Annotated in this window: 19 protein-coding genes; 5 read left to right on the forward strand and 14 right to left on the reverse strand. The window is 39.4% G+C overall.

Translation table 11 applies throughout. The annotated features are described in order from the left end of the window. Positions 1–57: 57 nt before the first annotated feature. From WAA15_RS03200 to WAA15_RS03250, 11 genes are all read right to left on the reverse strand, one after another. Complete coding sequence (locus WAA15_RS03200; RefSeq protein ID WP_337040982.1) at positions 58–525, reverse strand: hypothetical protein; 468 nt, start codon at positions 523–525, stop codon at positions 58–60. Continuing rightward, the gene (locus tag WAA15_RS03205) at positions 498–1,820 is read right to left on the reverse strand and encodes a c-type cytochrome domain-containing protein (protein ID WP_337040983.1); all 1,323 of its coding nucleotides are present in this window, start codon (positions 1,818–1,820) and stop codon (positions 498–500) included. The genes WAA15_RS03200 and WAA15_RS03205 overlap by 28 nt, the downstream gene beginning before the upstream one ends. Before the next feature lies 1 nt (position 1,821). Then, on the reverse strand, positions 1,822–3,336 hold the full coding sequence (locus WAA15_RS03210) for a DUF1501 domain-containing protein (RefSeq protein ID WP_337040985.1): 1,515 nt from the start codon (positions 3,334–3,336) through the stop codon (positions 1,822–1,824). A 2-nt stretch (positions 3,337–3,338) separates the two neighbouring features. Beyond that, on the reverse strand, positions 3,339–6,554 hold the full coding sequence (locus WAA15_RS03215) for a DUF1553 domain-containing protein (protein ID WP_337040986.1): 3,216 nt from the start codon (positions 6,552–6,554) through the stop codon (positions 3,339–3,341). 175 nt (positions 6,555–6,729) lie between these two features. Beyond that, positions 6,730–7,167 (reverse strand): DUF6526 family protein, encoded by a 438-nt coding sequence (locus tag WAA15_RS03220; RefSeq protein WP_337040987.1) that lies wholly within the window; start codon positions 7,165–7,167, stop codon positions 6,730–6,732. Between the two features lie 107 nt (positions 7,168–7,274). After that, positions 7,275–8,342 (reverse strand): endo-1,4-beta-xylanase, encoded by a 1,068-nt coding sequence (locus WAA15_RS03225; protein ID WP_337040988.1) that lies wholly within the window; start codon positions 8,340–8,342, stop codon positions 7,275–7,277. 25 nt (positions 8,343–8,367) lie between these two features. Continuing rightward, positions 8,368–9,417, reverse strand: coding sequence for a glycoside hydrolase family 43 protein (locus tag WAA15_RS03230; protein WP_337040989.1), 1,050 nt, complete (start codon positions 9,415–9,417; stop codon positions 8,368–8,370). A 44-nt stretch (positions 9,418–9,461) separates the two neighbouring features. Further along, entirely contained in the window at positions 9,462–10,265 is an 804-nt protein-coding gene (locus WAA15_RS03235) for an SDR family NAD(P)-dependent oxidoreductase (RefSeq protein WP_337040990.1), read from the reverse strand. Next, the gene (locus tag WAA15_RS03240) at positions 10,262–12,370 is read right to left on the reverse strand and encodes an alpha-glucuronidase family glycosyl hydrolase (RefSeq protein WP_337040991.1); all 2,109 of its coding nucleotides are present in this window, start codon (positions 12,368–12,370) and stop codon (positions 10,262–10,264) included. Before WAA15_RS03240 ends, WAA15_RS03235 begins: the two co-directional genes overlap by 4 nt. A 39-nt stretch (positions 12,371–12,409) precedes the next feature. Then, positions 12,410–13,612, reverse strand: a complete 1,203-nt coding sequence (gene uxuA / locus WAA15_RS03245; RefSeq protein ID WP_337040993.1) for a mannonate dehydratase — start codon at positions 13,610–13,612, stop codon at positions 12,410–12,412. A gap of 36 nt (positions 13,613–13,648) precedes the next feature. After that, on the reverse strand, positions 13,649–15,583 hold the full coding sequence (locus tag WAA15_RS03250) for a sialate O-acetylesterase (RefSeq protein ID WP_337040994.1): 1,935 nt from the start codon (positions 15,581–15,583) through the stop codon (positions 13,649–13,651). A 436-nt stretch (positions 15,584–16,019) separates the two neighbouring features. Between WAA15_RS03250 and WAA15_RS03255 the strand changes: the two genes are divergently transcribed. Continuing rightward, a complete protein-coding gene (locus WAA15_RS03255; RefSeq protein ID WP_337040995.1) occupies positions 16,020–17,177 on the forward strand; it encodes a LacI family DNA-binding transcriptional regulator in 1,158 nt (385 codons plus the stop codon). On the opposite strand, the gene WAA15_RS03260 is transcribed toward WAA15_RS03255, so the two are convergent. The 3 genes from WAA15_RS03260 to WAA15_RS03270 form a co-directional block, all read right to left on the reverse strand. Next, positions 17,168–18,040, reverse strand: coding sequence for an AraC family transcriptional regulator (locus tag WAA15_RS03260; RefSeq protein ID WP_337040996.1), 873 nt, complete (start codon positions 18,038–18,040; stop codon positions 17,168–17,170). The genes WAA15_RS03255 and WAA15_RS03260 overlap by 10 nt on opposite strands. 196 nt (positions 18,041–18,236) lie before the next feature. Next, positions 18,237–19,058 (reverse strand): aldo/keto reductase, encoded by an 822-nt coding sequence (locus WAA15_RS03265; protein ID WP_337040997.1) that lies wholly within the window; start codon positions 19,056–19,058, stop codon positions 18,237–18,239. Positions 19,059–19,060: 2 nt separating this feature from the next. After that, positions 19,061–20,068 carry a phytanoyl-CoA dioxygenase family protein gene (locus tag WAA15_RS03270; RefSeq protein WP_337040998.1) on the reverse strand — a complete coding sequence of 336 codons (1,008 nt, stop codon included), beginning with the start codon at positions 20,066–20,068 and terminating at the stop codon, positions 19,061–19,063. A gap of 176 nt (positions 20,069–20,244) precedes the next feature. On the opposite strand from WAA15_RS03270, the gene WAA15_RS03275 reads away from it, so the two are divergent. The 4 genes from WAA15_RS03275 to WAA15_RS03290 all read left to right on the forward strand — a co-directional run bounded on the left by WAA15_RS03275 (position 20,245) and on the right by WAA15_RS03290 (position 25,586). Next, a complete protein-coding gene (locus WAA15_RS03275) occupies positions 20,245–21,093 on the forward strand; it encodes a helix-turn-helix transcriptional regulator (RefSeq protein ID WP_337040999.1) in 849 nt (282 codons plus the stop codon). Between the two features lie 100 nt (positions 21,094–21,193). After that, positions 21,194–23,176: a S9 family peptidase gene (locus tag WAA15_RS03280; protein WP_337041001.1), complete on the forward strand. Its 1,983-nt coding sequence runs from the start codon at positions 21,194–21,196 to the stop codon at positions 23,174–23,176. Positions 23,177–23,325: 149 nt separating this feature from the next. After that, positions 23,326–24,867, forward strand: a complete 1,542-nt coding sequence (locus WAA15_RS03285; protein ID WP_337041002.1) for a sensor histidine kinase — start codon at positions 23,326–23,328, stop codon at positions 24,865–24,867. Positions 24,868–24,878: 11 nt separating this feature from the next. Then, the gene (locus WAA15_RS03290) at positions 24,879–25,586 is read left to right on the forward strand and encodes a LytR/AlgR family response regulator transcription factor (protein ID WP_337041003.1); all 708 of its coding nucleotides are present in this window, start codon (positions 24,879–24,881) and stop codon (positions 25,584–25,586) included. Positions 25,587–25,615: the final 29 nt, after the last annotated feature.

Genomic DNA, 25,615 nt, shown 5'->3' on the forward strand with positions numbered 1-25,615 from the left:
ATAAAGCGTGTGAGTTTCACACGCTTTTATTTTTTCTAAAATATTGATTCTACTTGTTTAATCCACCATCTTTTTCATTCTCGAAAACGGGAAGCCATTACAACCTTTCTTCGGGTTTGCCCTATCAGCAATTCTTACAGCTTCTGCCGCTGCTTCTGTGGGAGCATTATAAGCACTCAAACAGAAACCCCACAAAAAAGGACTCATGTTTTCAAAAGTCATATAATCGATACGGGTATAAAGCCCAGCATCAGCCGGATTATTTTTATCGTTTCTCGCAATGATATATTGTTCTTTTTCATTGCATTTAATAATATGATATTTTGCATTCGGTTTTTGAATCCAAAGTGTATCATTGACAGTGTAGGTAATTTTATAATCGTCCATAAAGTTACCTTGTATCATCGCCGGTGCTTTAGCTTGGGCGTATAGGCTGCTATTGATTAATAGCAAAATTGATATTGAGAAAATCTTTTTCATGAATATTGCTGTGCCAGTTATAAGCTCTTTACTGCTGTTTGCCATGTGTAAATTCTTTTAATAGCAGGGTTTACAGCTAGTACCTTTGTACCTTTTTCAGTTATCAGTGTTTCATTAAGATTCACCGCTTCCAGATGTTTTAACCCTACAAGATTTTTACAAACCTCGTCGGTTATTGGATTTTTCTCCAAACGTAATTTTTCTATGTTACTCAAATCTTTTAGGAAATCTACCTGCTTATCAGTCAGGTTATTATCTGATACATTCAGCCATATAACATTTTTTGCTATTGCCTGCAATTCCGTCTGGCATTCAGTTAATTTTATAGATGATTGTGCAGGGAGTGTCACATCTAACATCATAGGTTTTTGTAACATTATCCGTATGACAAAACCTTTTTTTCTTAAACTTTCAATCTGTACTCTATCAGTAGTTAATGGAATATCAGGATTAATTTTTTGCTCAATTCCACTCATTACTATTGCATTTGAATCATTATTTAAACCTAATAAGGATGCAATTAAAGGGGTAATTTCTTTATTATTTTTTAATTCACTTATTTTTTTATTTTCTATTGCCTGTCCTTTTTCAATCCACCATTTTATAATTTCTGTTTCTGTTTTGGTTAAAGGTGTTTTACCATCGGTTGGCATAAACTCTTTATTATCAGGGTTAAGGCTAATCCTTTTGTATAGCTCACTCTCGTTCAGGCTACCCGCCACAACAGCAGGGCCGTGCTTACCACCTTTCTTCAAATCTGCCAGACTTTCTACCGACAAACTCCCTTTTAATTTGCTTGCCTGATGACATTGGCTACATTTTTCGTTCAATATGGGCTGAATAACATCTTCAAACAGATATGCCTCTTCTGCCTTAAGTGGTTTTACTCGTTCTTGCTGCAAAAGTGTTTTTATTGATAAGTACTCATTTCCATGTGTGAGAGTTCCACCCTGATGCCCACTGTATGCTATCAGAAAAAACAAGACGACTAAAGCACCTGAGTAAATTTTAGGTGAAATAAACTGAGTAAAACGCTCAGTACCTAACAAATACAATATTCCTGACAGAACAGCTACACTTATACCGGCTCTTTTATGAGCGTTAAGTAATTGATGATTATACTGGCCTGTATAAGACAATAATAAACCCAACAAACAAGCTAAGATGGCGGCTACAAAGCCGGCCATCAGTGTAAACGGAATGGCAACTTTTAGCGTTTTATATTTAGGCCAGTAAGACATAAAGTTAAACAGGATAGCTAAAAGCAGAAAGCCTATGGGTAAATGAACAATAAGCGGGTGTAGCCTACCCAGAAAGGTAGTAAGGTTTAGTAAAATCATCTTATGTTAAAATATCCTTTACAATTTTACCGTGAACATCAGTTAGCCGGAATCTTCTTCCCTGAAATTTATAGGTGAGCCTTTCATGGTCAATGCCCATCAGGTGCAACAAAGTAGCCTGAAAATCATGCACATGCACGGGGTCTTTTATAATATTGTAACTAAAGTCATCGGTTTCACCATAATTGAATCCGGCTTTTACACCTGCTCCGGCCATCCACATTGTAAAACATCTCGGATGATGGTCGCGTCCGTAGTCATCGGCTGTTAGTTTTCCTTGAGAATATACAGTCCGTCCAAACTCTCCTCCCCAGACCACGAGTGTATCTTCCAGTAACCCTCTTCTTTTTAAATCTGTTATTAAAGCGGCTGTTGCTTGGTCAATCTGTTTACATTGTTGGGCAATAGCTTTGGGAAGTCCACCGTGCTGGTCCCAACCCTGATGATAGAGTTGTACAAACTTGACATCTTTTTCCAGAAGTTTGCGTGCTAGTAAACAATTAGCGGCATAAGTACCTGCATCACGGCTATCTGGCCCATAGAGGTCAAAAACTTCGTCAGGCTCTTTCGACAAGTCCATTACCTCAGGCACAGATGTCTGCATACGATATGCCATTTCATATTGGGCTATCCGATTATCAATTTCGGGGTCACCATAAGCATCGTTTTGTAAATGATTCAGTTTTGCCAGATAATCGAGCATTTCTTTCCTATCTTTTCCATCATATCCTTGAGGGTTATTCAGAAACAACACGGGGTCTTTACCTGAGCGAAACTGCACACCCTGATGTTTTGAGGGCAAAAAACCATTGCCCCATAAGCGGGCATAAAGGGGCTGGTCGCGAGGGGCATTTTTAGATACCAGTACTATAAAAGTAGGCAAGTTATTGTTATCTGAGCCTAACCCGTAGCTTATCCATGAACCTATTGAAGGGCGACCGGGTAACTGGTTGCCAGTCTGGAAGAAAGTAATGGCAGGGTCATGGTTAATTGCTTCTGAATAAATAGACTTAATAACACATAAATCGTCTACTACTTTAGCCGTATGAGGCAATAATTCGCTTACCCAAGTCTGGCTCTTACCATATTGTTGAAATTTATAAATAGATGGCACCATTGGCAAAACACTCTGGCTGGCACTCATCCCTGTAAGGCGTTGACCGTTCCTGACCGACTCAGGAAGGTTTAAACCTGCCTGCTCTATCAGTTTAGGCTTATAATCGAAGGTTTCAAACTGAGAAGGTCCACCACTCATGAACAGATACACTACCCGCTTGGCTTTAGGCGCAATGTGTGGAAGTGCTTTCAGAATTTCGTCTTCCATACTGCCAGTGCCCTCTGACAAGGGCTTGCCCTCATGCCCGAATAACGTTTTTGCTCCTAACAAAGACCCCATAGCTACTGCCCCTAAACCGAGTGATGTCTTGGTCAGGAAAGTGCGTCGGTCTAATTTCCGGTTAAGTTGATTAAACTCCGGTGTGTTTAATCTGAACTCATCATGGTGGTGGTCTGACATTACTATCTTTTCGTTAAGGTTGCATCAGAATTGAGTATAGTACTGGCTACTACGGCATTGGCTGCCAGCAATGTAGGGTCTATATCTTTAGAAACCTGATATTGTCCGGCATGGAGCCAGCCATAAGCTTTATCAGGATTTACACTGAACTTGCTTTGCTGTATTTGCTGCAATTGCAACAGTAGGGTTATTTCTTGTTGCGATGGCATCCTCCCTGTGAGTTTTCGGTATGCCTGCACTATTGACTGGTTTTTATCTGGCAATCGACACATCTGTTCGCCTATTACTTTAGCGGCTTCCATAAAGGTAGGGTCGTTGAGGGTAACTAATGCCTGCAATGGCGTATTTGTTTTCTGACGACGCACAATGCAGAAACTTCTTGAACCAGCATCGAATGTATTTAAGGTTGGATTCGGCACCGACCGCTTAGCCACTATATACAGGCTTCTTCTGTAAACGGCCTCACCAGAATCGGCTTTGTAACTGGCACTATTAATTTCCCATAGCCCTTCTGGTTGATAAGGCTTAATACTAGGGCCTCCGATTTTCTTGTTAATAAGCCCACTAGCTACCAAAGCATTGTCACGAATCATTTCGGCGGTCATTCTGAATACAGGACCATGAGCGAGCAATCGGTTTTCAGGGTCTTTTTCTCGCAACTTTTGGCTTGCTTGGGAGTTTTGCCTGTAAGTAGCCGACATCACAATTAGTTTGTTCAGTTGCTTGATGTCCCAGCCAGATTCTCTAAAAGTAACTGCAAGCCAATCTAACAACTGAGGATGACTGGGTAATTCGCCCTGATTTCCGAAATCTTCCGTAGTTTTTACTAATCCGACCCCAAAAAAGTTTTGCCACAGGCGGTTTACTTCTACTCTTGCCGTAAGTGGGTTATCAGGGTGGGTAAGCCATTGTGCCAAGCCATATCTGTTTTTAGGTAAATTGTCGGGGAATTTCAGAATAAATTCAGGTGTTTCAGGAAAAACCTGCTCACCTAAAGCATCATAATTGCCACGCTTTAACAAGTAGGTCTTTTTAGGTTTAGGCATTTCCTGCATAACCATAATTTCCTTTACTTTGGCGAGTGTGTCAGCCAATGAAGCTCGGGTTACTTTTAGTTCTTCGCGAGCTTTACTTAATGTAGGCGAAATTGCAGAAAAATAATATTCTTTCAATTCTTCGGGGTAAGGCATCGAGCCATTGCCAAGCACGTTTTCCCACTTGGTTTTTGCTGCCAGCATTTTTATTTCAAAAGGAGTAATAGCCCTGTTATATACTACAATGTCATCAACCTTTCCATGTGTGAAGCCATACCCCCGCCACCAAGCACCTACTTGTAAACCGGGCTGAACCGATGTTTTAAATAAAATATCTTTCGTCAGTTGGTCAACAACATTTTCCATTAAAAGTTCGCGGCCATTCTGATAGAGTTTAAAGCCCTCGGCTTTCGATGAACCATCATAAGTAATGGCAAGGTGGGTCCATGTCTTACGCGGTACAGGTTGTTTCGACAAACGCGTAATAGCATTCGATGGGGCTGTGTGTGCCATCGTTAGCTCAAATCTGTCGTTTTTAAGATAAAGATGAAAACCACGAAAATTATACAGTCTTTCGGCCTGACTTTTATGGATAATTACGCCTTCTTTTAAATCTTCAGGAATATACACCCATATACCAACTGTAAATGGCTCTGATTTTCTGAATACACCAACTCCATTCAAATCCAGATAATTATCGCCGTCCATTAGCATCGACTGTCCGTTATCTCTTTTTTCAAAAACAGGTTTATCTCCCTCCTGCCCTGCTTCTCGTTTCATACTACCGCTTTGCTTCGGGTTAATGTTGTTTTTTAAGGTTCCATCATCAAAAGTATAATGTGCCAGTAAACCTGCCTGCGGAATTTTTTCTTTGAGAAGTTTTTTATAGGCGGCTGTTTTCAGCCAGTTGTCGAACTCATTGCCTGATACCTGCCTTGTTTTATGAAGGTCGGTCTCTTGCTGTTTTATTTTATTATTGATATATGTAATTACTTCCTCCTGTGTTTTTGTAGGAAGCATAAGCGTGGGTGTTGGTAGCGCGTCATCCCACGATATCTGTCCGGCTTCTCTTACATTATTAAAAAAGCTGAAAAGCTGGTAATAGTTTTTCTGCGAAATAGGGTCATATTTATGGTCATGGCACTTGGCACAACCTACCGAAAGCCCCAGAAAGGCATCTCCGAAAGTGTTGGTTCTATCAACCACGTATTCAGTCTGAAATTCTTCTTCAATTATCCCACCTTCCATATTCTGCTGATGATTACGGTTGAATGCCGTAGCGATAATCATGTCTTTGGTGGGTTTGGGCATTAAGTCTCCGGCTAATTGCTGATGTATGAATTGCTCGTAAGACATATTTTTATTGAAGGCATGAATAACCCAATCCCGATAAGGAGACATATCGCGGAGTCTGTCAACAGTATATCCATGTGAATCGGCAAAGCGGGCGAGGTCGAGCCAATCGACAGCCATTTTTTCACCATAATGTGGCGAAGCCAATAGGCGGTCGACCTGTTTTTCATAAGCATTCGGGCTATTATCGTTCAGGAATGCATCTATTTCCTGCAAAGTTGGCGGTAAACCAGTAAGGTCGAGCGATACCCGTCTGAACAGCAATTCTTTACTGGCTTCTTTAGAAGGCTGCATTTTTTCCTCTTCGAGCTTAGCCAATACAAAATTATCAATCTCGTTTTTTAACCATTCTTTCTGCTCAACTTTGGGTAGTTCCGGTTTTTCAGGTTTCACGAATGCCCAATGTGGCTGATACACGGCGCCGTCTTCAATCCATTTAATAATTGTAGCTTTTTCTTTGGCACTAAGTGTCAGGTGTGAATCAGGTGTTGGCATCACATAGTTGGGTTCACTGGAAATAATCCGGTGAAAAACCTCGCTATTTTCAAGGTCGCCGGGGTCAATGGCTACTTTATCCTGACTTTCAACCAGATTTGCATAAGCAAATTCTGCAATGTCTAATCTTAATCCGGCTTTTTGTTTGGCTTTGTCAGGGCCATGACAAGCAAAACATTTATCTGAAAGAATTGGCTTAACATGAAGATTATAATCGAGTTTATCGGGCAGTTCTTTATAGGCTGCTGCTATGTCGTCAGGCAAATCAGGGCTACATGAAAATAGCAACAGATTGGCCATTACGACCAACAACAAAGATATGCGTGGTATCTTCATGATAATAGAAGGGTTCAATTACACAAAGATAAAATTTAGTCAATAAAATCACTATGGAAATGCAGAAAGGATTTAACGAATCGTTAAAAAATACCAGATTAAAAATTACCCACAGAAGAACTCAGAAAACCCGTACGGGTATTATGAATGTATACCCGTACGAATAAATGCTTTTTTATACCCTCATGTAATCGGGTTGCCAGTTTTTGATTGAGCGTTTTATTTCATCAGCAGATAAGTTCTGGTCGATAGCCTTTTGCAATAAAACAGGCAATTCTTCATCTGAAGCAAACCTCAAGGCTAGTATTTGCCCTAATGAAAGCTGAGGCTCTAGCAGTTCAAGTCTTTTGCCTGTTAGTGCAAAGTATCGGTATCTCATTTCGACCCTCACGGTTCTATCCTGAGCAGTTAAGGCATAGTGCTGACGGAGCATTAACGATAACCAAGTAATGATAATCAGTAAAATTCCAATGGCTATCCAGATAAGTTTTTGTTCTTCGTACTGTGAACTTAAGTAAAAACTTAAGACTATCAGTATTGTTACAACCGGATAAAAGATAAAATGGTGTAGCGGATAAAACCTGATATGGTTTTTATAATTCTGTTCTTGCATGAAATAAACGTTAATAGTAAGGATAATAATTGGTGCTAAAGATAAAAAAAGAGTATTTATATCTAAGGCATTAGAATAAATACTCTTTTCGGTATTAAATTGTTTTATCAGAACTTGATTACTTCCCAATAAGCAGACTTTGGCTGATTGTTAACATCAAATAACAAAGGATAATCTTTTCTTCCGACGAAAGGAAAGGCATCAAGCCAAGTAGACTTATCAGACAGGTTCCAGAAAGTTACACCTGTTAAATGTGCCTTATGCTTACGAAAAACCTCGAAAAGCATTTTATAGTGTTCTGCCTGTTTCTGTTGTATTTCAGGCGGGAACAACGTAATGTCGGTAGGTTTTTTCTCCCTGCGTTCGTGTTCTTTAGGATATACCGATACATCCATTTCTGTTATCTGTACCTGTAAGCCCAGCGAGGCAAATTTATTAATAGACTCATCCATTTCCTGCGCAGTAGGCTCATAAACCGACCAGTGCCCCTGCAAACCTACGCCATGAATAGGCACGCCTTTTTCTTTAAGTTTTTTTACTAAGCGGTAAATTTTTTCGCGTTTAGTGGCATTTTCGGTATTATAATCATTATAAAACAAAATAGCGTTTGGGTCGGCGGCATGCGCGTACTCAAAAGCCTTTTCGATATACTCTTCTCCGATTATTTCATAGAACTTCGAGTTCCGGTAAAGTTCTTCTCCTTTATCCGGCACAGCTTCATTGACAACATCCCAAGCATAGAGTTTACCTTTGTAGCGGCTCACTACGTCCGTAATATGTTGTTTTAATCGTGCCAGTAGTTCTTCTTTTGTTACTGGCTGATCGTTCTTGGTAAAAAACCATCTGGGGGTCTGATTATGCCAGCATAAAGTATGCCCTCTTACTTTCAGACCATTTTTTTGCGCAAAGTCTACAATTTTATCGGCAGGCTCCCAGTTATAGCGATTTTCTTCTGGGTGTATCGGTCCCATTTTCATGGCATTTTCAGGAGTCATGCTATTAAAATGTTGCAATATCATAGCTGATTCTTCGCCCGGCTCCATCATTCGTGGAGAAACAGCTACCCCAATCAGAAAATAGTCTTTATAATAATCTTTCAAGCCTTTTTTTTCCTGCGCCCGTAAAGAACTAACAGCCAAACCTATGCTTATAATAATGGTAACAAGCGTTTTCATAGACATTTGTGGCATGAGATAAACTTTATTTATATGGATTAATAGTTATGATGGTTCCGTCTGGGTTATATTTCAATTCAGTAACTTTAATGTTACGAAGATGCGTTTGCCCTGACAATTGCACATCATGGTAGAACAAGTACCATTTGCCTTTAAATTCTATAATAGAGTGGTGGTTTGTCCAGCCATCAACCGGATTCAGCACTACTCCTTTGTAGGTAAATGGTCCATAAGGATTATCGCCCATTGCATAGCAAATAAGGTGTGTGTCACCAGTAGAATAAGAGAAGTAATATTTGCCCTTATATTTATGCATCCAGGCAGCTTCAAAAAATCTCTTATCGTTGTTTCCTTCCAGAAGTGTCTTCCCGTTTTCGTCCAGAATAATAATATCTTTCGGGGTTTCAGCAAAACTCAGCATATCATTACTCATTTTGGCAATTTTAGGATGATAAGCCTCTTCGTTAGGAGTTCTTAGCTTGGCGTCAGCATTATACGAACCGGTTGCCCATCTTTGCAATTGCCCACCCCAAATTCCGCCAAAATACATATAATAACTTCCGTCGGTATCTTTAAAAACAGTTGGGTCAATACTGAAACTACCCTCAATCGGATTTTTCTCAGCTTTAAATGGCCCTTCAGGTTTTTTGCTGGTGGCAACGCCTATTCTGAATATATCCTGTTTATCTTTTACCGGAAAATAAAGGTAGTATGTGCCATTTTTATAGGCCGCATCAGGAGCCCAAAGTTGGCGACCAGCCCACGGAATGTTTTTAATGTCAAGTGCTACGCCGTGGTCAGTAACCTTACCATTGGGGCTATCCATAGAAAAAATATGGTAGTCTTTCATGTCAAAATGGCTACCGTTATCGTCTTGTTTTATACCTGATTCAATATCATGGGAAGGATAAATGTAGATTTTCCCATTGAATACATGAGCAGATGGGTCAGCCGTATAGATTTTACTTACTAAAGGCTGAGAAATAGGCTGTTTTTTAGGCTGAGCATACGTTACTATTGCTCCAAGCCATAATAAAGATAGTAATCCAAGTTTTTTTTGATTAATACAAAACATCTATTAAATAATTTAAAGTAGTGAAACAAACTATTTTTGAATTGTCAGAATCCTATTGAATTTCCTCCATCGACAGGCAAAGAAGCCCCAGTAATATACTTGGCAGCTTCGGAAGCCAAGAATACGGCTGCCCAACCGATGTCGTCGGGTTTACCGAACTTAGCCATTGGTGTGCGGCCTAGTGCTTTATTCATTCGGTCGGGGTCGCTATTCATAGCGGTGCGCATCATTGCAGTTTCTATAAAACCCGGTGCAATGGCATTTACCCGAACATTATATTTTGAAAACTCAGATGCCAGCACTTTTACCATTCCTTCAACACCAGATTTTGAGGCTGCATAAGCTACCACCCTATCAATGCCATAATAAGCAGCCATCGACGAAATCATTAATATTGAGCCGCTCTGGCGGTTAATCATCCGGCGGGCGCATACACGCGTTAATGCAAATACTGAATTAAGATTAGTATGAACAATTTTCTGAAAATCTTCATCTGAAACATCAAGGGCAGGTTTTTTCATGTTTATTCCTGCATTATTTACCAGAATATCTATTGGCCCTATCTGAGTTTCAATATGCTCCACCAGCCCTTCAAGCGAATTTAGTTCTGTAACATCGTTAACTACATACTGTGCCGCGCTGCCCAACAGACTTATCGACTCCTTTAGGGCGTATTCTCGCCGACCTGTAATAACCACCCTTGCGCCTGCCCTAATCATACACTGGGCAATATCAAAGCCTATCCCGCTTCCACCACCTGTAATCAAGGCAAGTTTACCTTCTAAAGAAAACACGTTTTTTTGTGTCTGAACTGCTGTTATATTACCCAATTGTTCTTCTTCTATCATCTTAAATGGTATATTTCTACTAATTTTTTAACTTCATCTAAACTACGTGTGGGTGCCGCCAACGGCGACGGGATTGGCATTCGAGCATAGTTAATAAAATACAATATACAGGCATCTCTCCACCAGAGGGCCTCTTTTTCTTGTATTTTCAAGCGTCCTTTTACATTTTCAAATGTTTCGTCGTCTATTTCAGTTTTCATACTCTCCCATACAGTCTGGAGTTTTTTCACTTCTTCTACTCCACCATAATAGCGTACACATAGTTCGTTCCAGAGGGTACGGCCTGTACTTAGTTTTTTGTCCCATGCTACATGATGAAACCAGAGCAGATAATCTAGCGGGCATTGGTCGGCATTGCCCCATAGTTTTTGCACTTCGGGATGGTAAAGGCTCAAGGCATTGCTTACTTTACCTGTACGGTCGAAACCCAAGCCTATTGAATCGGCTCTATGGTAATACACGGATGTCCAGTCAGGGCGACCACTCTTGGCTAACCACGGTTCAGGCCCGTAATGATGCCCTTCTCCCATCATGTGGGCTGTGCCAAGCGGATAGGTATAACTTATATAAACTGGCAAAGATTTCAGCATTATATTTTTAATTTTCTCCTGCGACACACTATTTTTAGTTAAAGTCATGACAATCCATTCAGAAGCGATTTCTTCTGAACTCAAGGTATGATTCCAAGCCAGTCGGCCAAAGGCATACCAGTTTGCCTGATTGAACGGATGCCCCGTCCAGTTTATATCTGAACCAGTATTGGCCACACCAGCCATGAGTGAATTCTGGTGTGAATCGAGGCTACCATCAATTACTTTGGCTACGGTTGACCCTTTACCTTTAGCATAGGTGTCGGTGTCAAGGCATTCTTTAAACATTGGGGCCAGATAAGTAAGGTGTGTCGATTGCCCCAGATATTCTTGTGTAATCTGAAACTCCATTCCTAAAGTTGTTTTAGGAAACGCACCAAACATCGGGTGGAAAGGTTCCCGGGGCATAAAATCGATAGGGCCGTTTTTTACTTGCACAATCACTTTTGGGTCAAAAGTGCCGTCAAGGGGTTTAAATTGTTCGTATGCTTCTTTAAAACGGTCACCTTTGGGGTCAGCGTTATAAACAAAGGCCCGCCAGATAACAATGCCACTATAAGGGCGCATGGCTTCGGCCAGCATATTGGCTCCGTCGGCGTGTGTTCGGCCATAATCTTGAGGCCCGGGTTCACCCTCTGAGTTTGCTTTGACTAAAAAGCCACCAAAATCAGGAATATATTCATGAATTTCCTTTGTTTTATCATTCCACCATTTTCGTACTTCAGCATCTAGGGGGTCGGAGGTCTTCAAGCCTCCTAGCGTTCGCGGAGACCTGAAATTGACCGAAATAAAAACCCTGATACCATAAGGGCGCAGGATATCAGCTACTGCTTTGATTTTTTCCAGATATTCGGCCGTTAGAAATCTTGAACTGGCATTTACGTTATTGATTGATGCGGCATTAATACCAATTGAAGCATTTGCACGGGCATATTGAATATATCTTGGGTCTATTCTGAATGGCAGTTCAGTCCATTTCCACATCGATGACCCTGCATAGCCCCGTTCTACGGTACCATTAGCATTATCCCAGTGGTTCAGCATCCTGATTTTTACTTTCGGATTACTTACCACTGATATTTTATTTAAGTCTTTTGCTGTCTGGATATATCTCAACAATTCAAAAGCTCCGTAAAGTACTCCTGAAGGTGTTTTGGCTGTGATAAAAATATTTCCTTTTTGCTGTTGAATAGCAAAACCATCATCAACCAGATGCTGAACACTTATGCCTGTGGTATTTACTTCTAGAATTATGCCCCCCGTTTTGCCAGTCCAGTTTTGGACAACAGGTATTTTTTTACCCAACAAGCCCTCAAACCCTATTTTCAATTCGTTGGCGGCATTTGTTGCAATCGGAGAATTGTAGTTAAGAGCAACAAACTTTGTTAAATTTATGTATGCTTCTCTTTGTTTAGGGTCTTTCAGTAAATCATACTTAAGCCACAAACGCGAACCATCGTCGGCTATGGAAGCAAACGAAATAAACAGAAAAAAGATAGCTAGTTTTTTAAACATGGGTTATGGGTTACAGGTTAAATACCTAATCTAGATTATTCATACTAGGGTTTCTGACTTCTCGATAGCCATTTCCAGTCCTCTTAGCTCTGCCAGACCTTTCAACCGGCCAATAGCCGAATACCCCGGATACGTTTTTTTGTTCAAATCATCTAGTATCTGGTGTCCGTGGTCTGGTCTCATGGGTATATTCCAGTCTGGTCGACCCTCGGCTTTTCTTTTCCGTGTTTCTGCAACTACTGCTTTTATTACTTCGTACATATCTACATCTCCATCCAGATGCGCTGCTTCATGGAAATTGAGCGGGTTATCTTCTCGTTTGGTTGTTCGTAAATGCAGAAAGTGGATACGGTCTCCGAATTGCGTTATCATACCAGCCAAATCATTGTCGGGTCGTACGCCCAAAGAACCTGTGCAAAAAGTAATTCCGTTGTTAATAATATCACAGGCGGCCATTAGCTGCTTTAAATCATCTTCGGTACTTACCACCCGTGGCAAGCCCAATAGTGGTTTTGGAGGGTCGTCAGGATGAATACACAAATTGATGCCCACCTCCTGTGCCACAGGAGCAATTTGCTGAATAAAATAGTAGAGATTTGCACGTAGTTCTTTATCACCGATTTTTTTGTAATTATCCAGAAGCTCCTGAAAAGTATTCAGGTCAAAGGCTTCTTCAGACCCGGGAAGCCCCAGCAATACAGTGTTTGTTAAAGTAGCTATTTCGTTAGCCGACATCCCTTTTAATTTATGTGCAGCTTTTATCTGTACTTCTGGTGTATAGTCTTTTGCGGCTTCCGGTCGTTTAAGAATGTATAAATCAAAAATGGCAAAGTCCTCCCAAACAAATCTGAGCGCTTTACCTCCATCTGGCATTTCATAGTTCAGATTAGTTCTTGACCAGTCGAGTACAGGCATAAAGTTATAACAAACCGTTTTTATGCCACATTGAGCCAGATTTCTTAACGAGATTTTATAATTTTCAATTAGTTGTTCTCTGGCAGGGAGTCCTTTTTTAATATCTTCATGTACGGGCAGACTTTCAACTACCAACCATTTAAGTGGGATATACTTATCATTATCTGCTTCAACTAATCTAATTCTTTCTTTTATGGCTTCAACCGACCATATTTCTCCAACCGGAATCTGATGCAAAGCCGTTACTACTCCTGTACAGCCTGCCTGACGAATATCCATCAAAGAAACTGGGTCTTTAGGCCCGAACCATCGCATTGTATGAATCATACACTTAGTATTTTCTTAACTAAACCTGATTAATAATTATTTTTTAACTGCCTGAAAAGGCGAAGCCGGAAGCCCGTCTTTATTGTATAAATTGGCTGTATCGGGGTTGTCTGCCCAAGCATAACGTACATACATTGGTTTACTGACAGCATCGCTCCAGACTTCTACTTTATTACCTTTGATAGTAGCTTTGGCCCATACAAACTTTTTATCGGCTCCGGCTATGGCAAAATATTTAAGTTCCCCACCGCCTTTTGCTGTCAGGCCACTACCAGTGTTAGTAAAACTCAGCATAACTTTATCCCCTTTCACCTCCATTGATTGATACATGGGGCCTGAGAATACGAGATTTTTATCATGATAAGCTACTTTTCTGGCCGCTAATGCCAATCGCTTACCTACATCTTCTTTATTAAGTGGATGAATATCATTCCATTCGCCTGTATCAATTATAACCGCCATAGATGTTTGAGGCATGTTTAATGTTTGCCTTTGTGCTTCTCTTAATTCAGCCCATTGGCTTTCTGAAGGCTGGTCGGCTGGCTCCATAAAGTTTGCTAACTGTACAAATAAGAATGGGAAACTACCTTGATTCCATTTTTGTCGCCAATCCTGAATCATGGTTTTGAAAAGTTGGTGATAATCAGACGGCTTATTTGTGTTGGCTTCGCCCTGATACCATATTACACCTTTTATTCCGTAATTTATCAAAGGCGAAATCATTCCATTATAAAGACCAACAGGTTTATACTGAAAAAATGTTGTCGCGGCCAAAGGCTCTTGTGCAGTTCCTAATTTAAATTGCCAGTTTCCTTTCAGGTCTATTATTTCGTTGCCAACCCTTATCTGATAGGTTTTATCTTTAATAAACCCTCCTTTTCCTGCATTATTAATTACCCTTACTACGATTGTGTTTTTACCTTCTTTTAAAACATCTTTAGGTATTTCATATCGTCTTGGCGGATACTGGTACCCAATAGTGCCTACGAACTGACCATTTACATAGGCAGAATCGCTATCTACAATTCGTCCAAGAAAAAATTTAGCTGCTTTTCCTGTCATCGATGCAGGTACATTTATTTCCTTTCTGAACCAAACTACTCCATTAGTATTTTTTAAACCTTGATTTTCCCAGAAATCGGGTAACATCATGGTTGCCCAATCAGAAGCATCATACTCATTTTCGTACCATTTTTTTGCTCCGTTCATACCCTTATCGTTCCGGCGGAGTCTGGCATACCATTCATTATTAATGGCTGCTTCTCTTTTTCTGATTTCATGAATATAGCTGCTATCTTTCATTTGTGTAGCTACGGCCAGATGTTCAGGAAATTGCCGGAGGGTTTCTTCGCTTATCCATGCTTCTACGGGTGAGCCTCCCACACTGGCATTTATAAGTCCTATGGGTACATGGTATTTTTCGTAAAGGTCTTTGGCAAAGAAATAGCCTGTTGCTGTAAAGCGAAGTATATTTTCGGGAGTGGCAGCTTCCCACTTACCTGTTGAGAAATCTTCTAATGGTGTATTGAAATTAAAACGGGTAGGAATAAAAAAATGTCTTATCTGAGGATTATTTGTGCTGGCGATAATATCGGCATATTTTTCTTTGACACGCTCCATAGGTAAAACCATGTTCGACTGCCCTGAACACACCCATACTTCTCCGATAAGAATATCCTTTATTTTAAGCTGGTTTTCGCCTGTAATAGCCATTTCATAAGGGCCACCTGCTTTAGGAGTATTAATCGTTACAAGCCATTTGCCTTCCTGATTAGCAATGGTTTTATAAGTTTTATGATTGAATTGTATAGTAACAGCTTCGTTTTTATTTGCCCAGCCCCACACTTTTACTGAGGCTTTCTGTTGTAGCACCATTCCGTTGCTTATCAGGCGAGGTAAGCGTATCTCAGCCCATACTTCATTGACTATTAAAATTAATAACCACGTAATAAGTTGTCGGGAGAGTTTCATAGAAAATTCAGGGGGTCTGTTGTATCGCTAATGGTTAAAAATGAGGGTGATGAAATTCACCACCCGACATCCTGTTAAAAACAAATGTATGAAAGTTAATAAATCACTTATTTAAAACCTGCCATGAGTAATCCTATGAAAAATACAAAATTCCTACCTTTTGCATTGCCTTAAGAGCTACTCATAGAAACGGGCATATTGATAATTATGAGAGAATATTATGGTATTTTTTGTATAAAAAAAAGAATTGAATGGCTATTTTTAACATAATAACCTCATATACCTATCGGTTGCGTTTCCGAAAACGTTTTCGATAGATAAGCAAAAATTACTATCTTTAATTACCCATTTCAAATTGCCAAGAGCCTGCCAGAATCTTGCAACCATAAATACTCAGCTTGTGGCAAATGTTTAATATTAAAAAAATCTAATTTTAATGACTCCTTGTGTAAAATGTGGTGGTGTTGAAAATATTGTTCGGGCGGGGTTTGTCCGTGGAAAACAGCGTTTATATTGTAAAGATTGTAATCTCTATTTTACCATTACACCTGAAAACCATCCCTCGTCCAAGAAACCCCATCAAACTACTATTGTTGATATTGCCAGAGCAATTGGTGTGTCGCCGTCTACGGTTTCCAGGGCTTTGAATAATAGCACCGAAATTAATGATAATACACGTACTGAGATTTTAAGAATTGCCAATGAACTAGACTATCGGCCTAATTTTCTTGCCCAAAGCCTTAACAGAGGCGAAACCCATACAATTGGTGTTATTATTCCCGATATTCAGCGTCCTTTTTTTGCTGGTGTAGTAGCAGGTATTCAGAAGGTAGCTACTGAGGCGGGGTATCGTGTCATGATTTGCCAATCGAACGAATCGCACCATACCGAAACACTCAATGTGCAGGCACTTGTAACAAGCCGTGTTGACGGCCTATTGATTAGCCACTCGAAAGAGACGTTTTCTTTTGAACATGTAAAATTACAATTGAAAAAAGGCTTGCCTATTGTACACTTCGACAGGGTATGCAATGAAGTTGATACAGCCAAAGTAATTCAGGAAGATTTTGCTGGTAGTTTTACTTTGGTAGAACACCTAATTTTACAAGGATACCGAAAAATTGCTGTACTGGCTGGCCCACAAGACCTGCTTATTAGCCAAACTAGATTAGATGGTTACAAGGCCGCACTTGAAAAATATGACCTTCCTATGAACGAACAGTTCATATATTATAGCAATTTCAGTCAGGAAGACTCAGTGAAAGCATTAGACTACTGGCTTAATTTGCCAGAAAAACCTGATAGCATTTTTACCATTCATTACGGCAATGGTATAGAAATGATAATGGAGTTGAAAAACAGGAATATACAGATACCGAACGAAATGGGTATTGTAGCTTTTGGTGACGAACTGATAGCTTCGTTAATTGAGCCTTCTTTAACGGTTTTTCATCAGTTTCCTTTTATAATTGGTGAAAATGCAGCCAGTATGTTGATCGAAAATATTATTAATCAGGGATCTTTTGTACCTCATACCAAAGTAATAAAGGGAGAATTAATTATTCGGAAATCGTCACAGAGAAGCTATACGTAAGTTTTGGTGCCAGCATAATTTTCTCTGAACTCTTTGGGTGTACAGGCATATTTCTTCCTGAAAATACGATTAAAGTATGAAAGATTATTGAATCCGCATTTAAAAGACACCTCGGCAATGGTGTATGTAGTATCAATTAAAAACCGCGAAGCATGACCCAGCCTTATGTCGTTAAGGCTATCAATAAAAGTTTTGCCTGTACGTTTTTTTATGAAACGGCTGAAACTCACTTCGGCCATGTTCACAATCTTCGAAATATCAGCCAACGAAATATCCTTATCATAGTTGCTTCGCATATAATCAAATGCTTTTTCAATTCTACGGCTATTGAAATTCACATTTTCATTAACAAAAGTACTACTTGTAAGCAAGCGTGTATTCGTTGCCAGAGATAAGGTGTGTAAAATAGAAATTAGCTCAATTACTGAATCAAAGCCACTTTTCTGACTCAGAGACACAAGGCGCGGACGGATTTCCAGAATTGTTTCTGTTGAAAATGAAATAGCTCTTGCAGAGCGTTCGAGCAATGAACGGATGTAGCTCAGTTGGTTTCGTTGCAAGAAACGCTCATCAAATAAATCTTTATGAAACTGAATGGTAATTTCATGAATATCTTTTTTATCAGATTCGTAGCCCATCCAGCTATGAGGAATATTTGAGCCAACTAATACGAGTTCCAGTTCATCAATTATTTCGATATTATCACCAACAATACGCTTGGCACCTTTAGCATTTTCGATAAAATTTAATTCAAATTCTTCATGAAAATGAATCGGAAAATCAAAATCGCTTTTATGTCTGTCAAAAACCATGAAACAATCATTGGGTGTCAGCGGTGTTATTTCATGATAAATATTACTCATGTATGTAATAGGTAATTTTAGCGTTAAACAGTACGCAAAATTATCTTTTTGACTGTAATTTATACACACAGTGAATAAATTTTAATCTTTACTCTTTGCTTCAGATTTGCCTAGCCAAACAATACACTAGCATTTTAAAGTCATTTAATTAAAGGCTTTATACTTTATATTGTAATACTGTTGGGCTTGTAATAAATTATAGTAGCTCCATGGGGTCGTCAACTATTCTGAAATTCTCGTTAAAACTATTCATATATGCCATATCTTCAGCACTGATTTCAAAATCAAATACACTGAAATTCTCTTTCAGTCTGTCAAAACTGGATGATTTGGGAATAGTTGACACGCCTAATTGCAAAGCCCAGCGCAAGATAATTTGTGCAGGGGTTTTCTGGTATTTTTCGGCTACGCTCAACAGCTTGGGGTCCGACATTCGTTGCCCCCTTACCAAAGGAGAATAGGCTTGTAGCTGTATTCTTCTTTCTTGGCAATATTTTAATAAATCTTCCAGATACAGATATGGGCTAAACTCTACCTGATTTACAGCAGGAATTTCAGTTGCCTCCAACCGTAGCTCATCCAGAAAAGGTATCAGGTAATTAGCTACACCAATAGCCTTTACCCTACCTTCATGATAAAGCCTTTCAAGTGCTTTCCATGTGAATTTTCGGGTAAATTTAATAGGCCAGTGTATCAGGTAAAGGTCAACATAATCGAGTCCCATTTTTTGTAGGCTTACATCAAAAGCCTTTAGTGTTTTTTCATAGCCCTGATCATCGTTATTGACCTTTGTCGTAATAAACAAGTCTTCTCTGGCAATACTACTTTGCCTGACAGCATTACCTATTTCGGTTTCGTTCCGGTACATACTTGCTGTATCAATTAGTCTGTAACCAATTTCTAAGGCCCAAGAAACCGCCTGTTCGGCTTCTTTTTTATACATATCATATACGCCAAGTCCCAACAATGGCATTTGTACGCCATTATTGAGACTTGTCATTAGTTGTTGATTTTGCATATTTACCAATTTTTCAATCCTAAAAGTTTTTCGCCTAATTCATTTAACATTGCAACATCATATTTTGTTTGTTCCCATTTTCTTGGGTCACCCGGAAACGCGTACCCTTCGGGTGCAATGCGGTTTTTCCATGAATTAATTCGCCATTGGCGCAATGCCTCGTTTTCTTCTTCGGCTGGCATCATGGAGATATATTGCGCTATCCGTACTTTATCTGCCGAGCGATTAGGCCTGATTCCATGAGGCTGGCTACTATTAAAAATCAGTAAGTCGCCGGCTTCTAGTTTTACTTTTACAATTTTGTCTTCAAAACCTGTAACATCAGGTCTGAAACGGTTTCTATCGGCAGGTTGAGTCAGTTTCCAAGTATCATAAGTACGAAACAACTCAGGTATACACTGAAACCCACCCATGTTTTCGTCGGTCTGGTCGGCTAAAGCCAATACACCCTGCACATTTTGGGGCTTAGTTTCGGGGTCGTAATCCCAGTGGATAAAGCCTTTAAATTCGTCTTGGGGCCGTAGCGGGAAATTCAGATTAGCTCTATCAATGGTAACCCAGAGTTTTTCAGTTCCCCATATATCAACAAAAGCATCGTATACTCTCTGCATCTGGCGGTTGTTCCATAAATGCTGGTTATTGTACACTTCCACCATTCCGCTTCCTATTAGTTCTTTCATCTGCATATCGGCACGCGGAGCTGTATACCATGTTTCGGGCTTATCGGCTTCTTTTTCTTCAAACTCCCATATAAACTTGGCAGTTGCCAATGCCTGTTCTCTTGGAACCGCATTCTTGATAATTATGTATCCGTTCGTAATCCAGAAATTCCAGTCTTCTTCACTCAAAACACGCAAAGGTTTACTATTGGAGCGGTCGTTAAGTTTAATTGTACTACTGGTTGCGGTTGACGGGTTTCCGGGAATATCTTTATGTGCATCGTTTTGCGCTGGTGCTACTGCCATGGTAGGAGCCATAGTAGGGTTCATGGTTTGTTGCTTGAGTTCCATATTTAATTATATTTTGAATTAAAATAATGATACAAAATTACAAGACTGGCCGTATGCTTTTCTACTCCAATAATTACCTATTTTTGAACAATATTGACATTATATCTTTATATTTACCATGATATTGAAAATAACAGACAAAATCAAGTAATTGTCTGCGGCACTGATTTATAAAAATGAAATTACACTTTGAAGAATTTACGCCAGACTCTGACAGTTCGTTTCGGCTAATTATTAACCCTCGGTTGAATGACGTATTTTATTGGCACTTTCATCCTGAATTTGAACTGGTTTATATACAAGGGGCTAATGGTACACGGCATGTTGGCGAACACCTTTCAAGGTTTGAAGACAGCGACCTCGTGTTTATTGGCTCGTACATCCCTCATCTGAATTTTGATTATGGCGTAAAAACCGAATGTGAAAAAGTGGTGATACAAATCAGGCAGGATTTTTTAGGCAATGCTTTTGCCAATATACCTGAACTGGCAGCCGTTTATGAGCTTTTTGAAAAATCAAGATATGGTATTGCTTTTGGTGAAAACACCAAGCAATTGCTTAAAAATCGCCTTTTAAATATCAAGAATCTAGGACATTTTGAGCAATTCCTCGAAATCCTGAGTATTTTTCAGGTATTAGCCAAAAGCTCAGAGGCAGAACTCTTACATACTAAACCAGTTGAAAACCAACATAATAAAAAAGAACAGGAACGACTTAAACGTATTTATAATTTTATTGATACGCATTATCAGCAAAAAATTGAAGTTGAAGATATAGCCAGCCTTGCTAACCTTAGTAAATCAGCTTTTTGCCGGTATTTCAAGAAAATTACCCGACTAACCTTTGTTGAATTTCTGAACCATTATCGAATCAATCAGGCACAAAAATTACTATTAATTGATAAAAATGTAACTGAAACCTGCTTTGAGTGCGGTTTCGAGAGTTTATCCTATTTCAACCGCACATTCAAGAAAGTTACGGGCGAAAACCCTTTAAGTTTTAAAAAACGTTTTCTGGGCAAATAATACTAAAATAAGCCTGACAAGTTCTTTCAAATTTAACGATTGTCATCTAAATTTGGTTTTCAGATTATACTTTACAACTTCCTAAACATCACCTTATTACATGAAAAAAATCTTGCCTTTTCTGGCTTTTTATGTGTGTTCATTTACTTTTAGCCATGCACAGTCTACTTCAAAAAGAGGGCTTAAACCCTCAGATGTTTATCGTTTACAGAGCTTAAGCGACCCACAGATTTCTCCTGAAGGCAATTGGGTATCTTATACGCTTTCTTCTGTTGACTCTGTCAAAAACAAACGCAACGCCGACATCTGGATGATTTCATGGGATGGCAAAGAATCAATTCAACTGACCAATAGCCCAGATGGCGAATCTCAAGCCAGATGGAGCCCCGATGGAAAATTTTTATCATTTGTTTCCTCAAGGAATGGGCTAACTAGCAGCCAGATTTGGCTAATGGACAGGCGGGGCGGCGAAGCCAAACAACTTACTGACCTGAAAAAAGGCAGCCTCATGGACTACGCGTGGTCACCTGACAGTAAAAAAATTGCTTTGGTCATTAAAACCCCTTCCGACACTTCTAAAAATAAAGCTCCTAAACCAATTGTACTTGACAGATTCCAGTTCAAGCAAGATGTTGAAGGCTATTTAACCAAAAGCCCTGTTCATTTATATTTGTATGATATAGCTACCAAAAAACTTGATACGCTTACCCGTGGCGATTACGACGAAACCTCGCCTAAATGGTCGCCCGATGGCTCTACAATTGCCTTTATCAGCAATCGTACCGAAGACCCCGACAGAAATTCAAATTCAGATATATGGCTGATTGATGCAAAACCCAATGCCAAAATGAAACAATTAACCACTTGGGCTGGTAGAGATTTTGGCATGGACTGGAGTCCCGACGGAAAACAGCTTACTTATTTAAGAAGCACGTCTAATGAAAACTATATTATGTACGACCAGTCTGTGCTATGTGTTGTTTCAAAAGAAGGAGGCGAGCCCAAATTATTGTCAAAAACATTAGATAGGCCCGTAACAACCCCTCGTTGGGCTAAAGATGGGCTGAGCATTTTTGCATTAATTGCCGATGACCGAACAAAATATGTTGCTCAATTTAATGCAACCGACGGCAAAATGACAAAAATCATGGCTGGAAACAGAAGCTTTGGCACACTGGAGAGACATCCTTCGGGGAGTTTTTTAACGACCATGAGCGACCCTCAGACACCTTCTGAAATTTATGCGTTGGAAAACACGAGCCTCAGACGTTTAACCAAGCATCATGATGATTTTCTTACACCATTATCTTTAGCAACAGTTGAAGGTTTCAGTTCAAAAAGTAAAGATGGCACAACGGTATCTAACATTCTCTATCGCCCTGCCGGTGCAAGCAAAAATGAAAAACTTCCTACTATATTTATGATACACGGCGGCCCCGTGGCTCAGGACGAATTCAGCTTTGACCTAACCCGCCAGATGTTGGCTTCTGCCGGTTATGCAGTAGTAGCAGTTAATTACAGAGGCTCAAGCGGTCGCGGCCTTGACTTTTGCAAGGCTATCTGGGCTGATTGGGGCAATAAGGAAGTAATGGATATTTTAGGAGCAGCCGATTATGTAGTACAAAATGGGATAGCTGACCCTGATAAACTAGGTATTGGTGGTTGGAGTTACGGTGGAATCCTGACAGACTATACCATTGCAAGCGATACCCGTTTTAAAGCCGCTTCGAGTGGTGCTGGTGTAGCCATGATTTCTTCTTTATACGGTGTTGACCAGTATATTCTGCAATATGAAAACGAGTTAGGGTCGCCATGGAAAAACTTTGATAAGTATGTGGCGTTGTCGTATCCGTTTCTGAAAGCCGACCGCATTAAAACACCAACACAATTTATGGTCGGTGAGAGCGACTTCAACGTGCCGTCAGTAGGAAGTGAACAAATGTATCAGGCTTTTAAATCATTGGGTATTCCGACAGAATTAATCATTTATCCCGGCCAGTTCCACGGCATCAGCAATCCGAGTTTTCAGAAAGACCGTTTTGAACGTTACATAAAGTGGTTCAATAAATACCTCAAAAAGTAATTCTTCTTATTCAATAATAAGGGCTTCTGACTTAACAGGAAGCCCTTATGTTTCAAAATTCATCTTTCTGTCCCAGCTTTTAAGGGTTTATCACATTTTCAGGAAAATAAACCATATATTCCCTAATGTTGTCATAAAAAAACAAAATTATGACAATCAGATTACGAAATTACGAATGGACATTAATCAGCCTACTAACAGGCATTACAATTGCCAGTTACCTCTGGGAGTATTACTATTTAAGTACTTCTGACATTAGCCAGAAGTTTACCCAGCCTTTTAAGGAGCATAATCTTTCCTTTAATTATTTCACAAATGTACTCAGCCCGAAAATAGGTGCTGTGCTACTTATTTATTTACTGTATCTGGCTGTCCATTTGCTAAAAATTCCGCAGCTACTTGTTACACGCCAGAAAACAGGTATCCAGTATTTCTGGATTATTGTTCTCTTGATTCTGCTAACATTCTTATTAGCTTTGGGTATCAATGCAGCCAGTTATTTCGCACAGCCCGCTTTTTTCAGCTACGGGGGTTATAAAGTTATGGCCTTATTGGGTTATAATGAAACCCCATTAACCGACTTGTTTTTCGGTTTTAAGCGTGCTTTTTTTATGGTTGGGTTATATCTGGTTTATGCCTGCGCCAGAGAATTACTTATCAAACGTATTCAAAAATCTACGCTTAGCAATTATCTAAGCCTAATAACTAATCAGATTGCCCTCATTTTTGTCATTTACCTGACTGTTCCGTTCTTTGCTGGTACTTTTGAATTAATCGAAGATGATTTCTTTTATCAACTTTATGTGCTGCTTCTGACACCTACCGTTCTGGTATACCTGACCAATACCTATTGGATATTCCCTTCTTCTGACACCAAACCATGGCTCAGTATTCGGGTTTCTGCCTTAGTTATCCTCACTACTTTGTTTTATAGTTTTTTCTTTTACTGGCTCTCTCATCATACATTCCTTTTGCTGTTGTGGCTTAGTACTTGGGGCGTACAATTTTTTATAGTAACCCCTATTACATGGCTATTATTTGAGCAAAGAAAAGACAAACTACTACAACTCAGAGGAACCGAAAAAGCATTGGTCAAATCGAAGGCAGACTTACAGCTATTAAAGTCACAGATTAATCCGCATTTTTTGTTTAATACCCTAAATTCACTATATGGAATGGCTTTAATGGATGGCTCTCAAAGAACAGCAGAGGGTATTCAGAAGCTAGGAGAAATGATGCGCTTTATGCTTCATGATAATCATCAGGATTTTATTCCGATGAGCCAAGAAATTAACTATCTGAAAAACTACCTTAGCTTGCAGAAACTACGTATACAGCCCTCTTCCAGACTAAGCATTGAAGAAGATATAAACGAGCAACATTGTACGCACACCATTGCCCCTATGTTACTGATTCCGTTTGTTGAAAATGCGTTTAAACATGGTATTCATATCAACGAACCATCTTGGATAAAAATCAGACTTAGATGTAATAAAAATACCCTCAGGCTCGAAGTTAAAAATAGCATACATACCGCCCAGAATAATGACCCCGAAAAAGAACATTCTGGAATAGGACTGGAAAACGTCAAAGAACGGCTACATTTGTTTTATGAGCATAAGTATCAACTAACTTACGGAACCGACGGAACAGAGTTTAAAGTAGATTTATTTATTAAACTTACCGACTAATATAACCGGATATGTTACAAGCAATTGCCATAGATGACGAACCCATTGCCTTAGAAATAATAAAAAGCCTAGCGGGGCAAATAAGTTTTGTTGATGTTAAGGCTTATTTTACTAATGCACTTGAGGCGTTAACTTTTATGCAGAGCAATCAGGTAGATGTAATTTTTCTGGATATTAAAATGCCGGGAATCTCAGGTATTGACTTTGTTAAAACCTTACCCAAAGCTCCTATCATTATTTTTACAACCGCTTACAGCGAACACGCCGTTCAGAGTTTTGAGCTTAATGCCATTGATTATTTACTAAAACCTTTTTCTTTTGCCCGTTTTCTGCAAGCTTGTAATAAAGCACATGAGCAATTTGAACTGAAAAACAACCAGCATCATACGCAGTTGGTATTACCTTCTATTTTTATTAAAAGTGGCTATGAACAAATAAAAGTCGCGCTCGATGATTTACTTTATGCCGAAAGCACTGGCAACTATATCAAATTTGTATTAGGAAGCCAGACTATTGTCTCACGGCTAACCATGAATGAAACAGAAGCTCTTTTACCCAGTACAGCTTTTATTCGCATACATAGGTCATTTATAGTTGCGAAGAGTAAAATAGGCAAAATTGATAAAAAAAGTATCTGGATTCAATCGAAAGAACTGCCCATAGGAGCCGCTTACAGCAACAAAATAGAAAAATTCGTTATGCTTCATTCAAAAATTTAACACTTACAAACATCTTCTTATTTCTTAAA

Source organism: Emticicia sp. 17c, from assembly GCF_037153985.1.
GTDB lineage: Bacteria > Bacteroidota > Bacteroidia > Cytophagales > Spirosomataceae > Emticicia.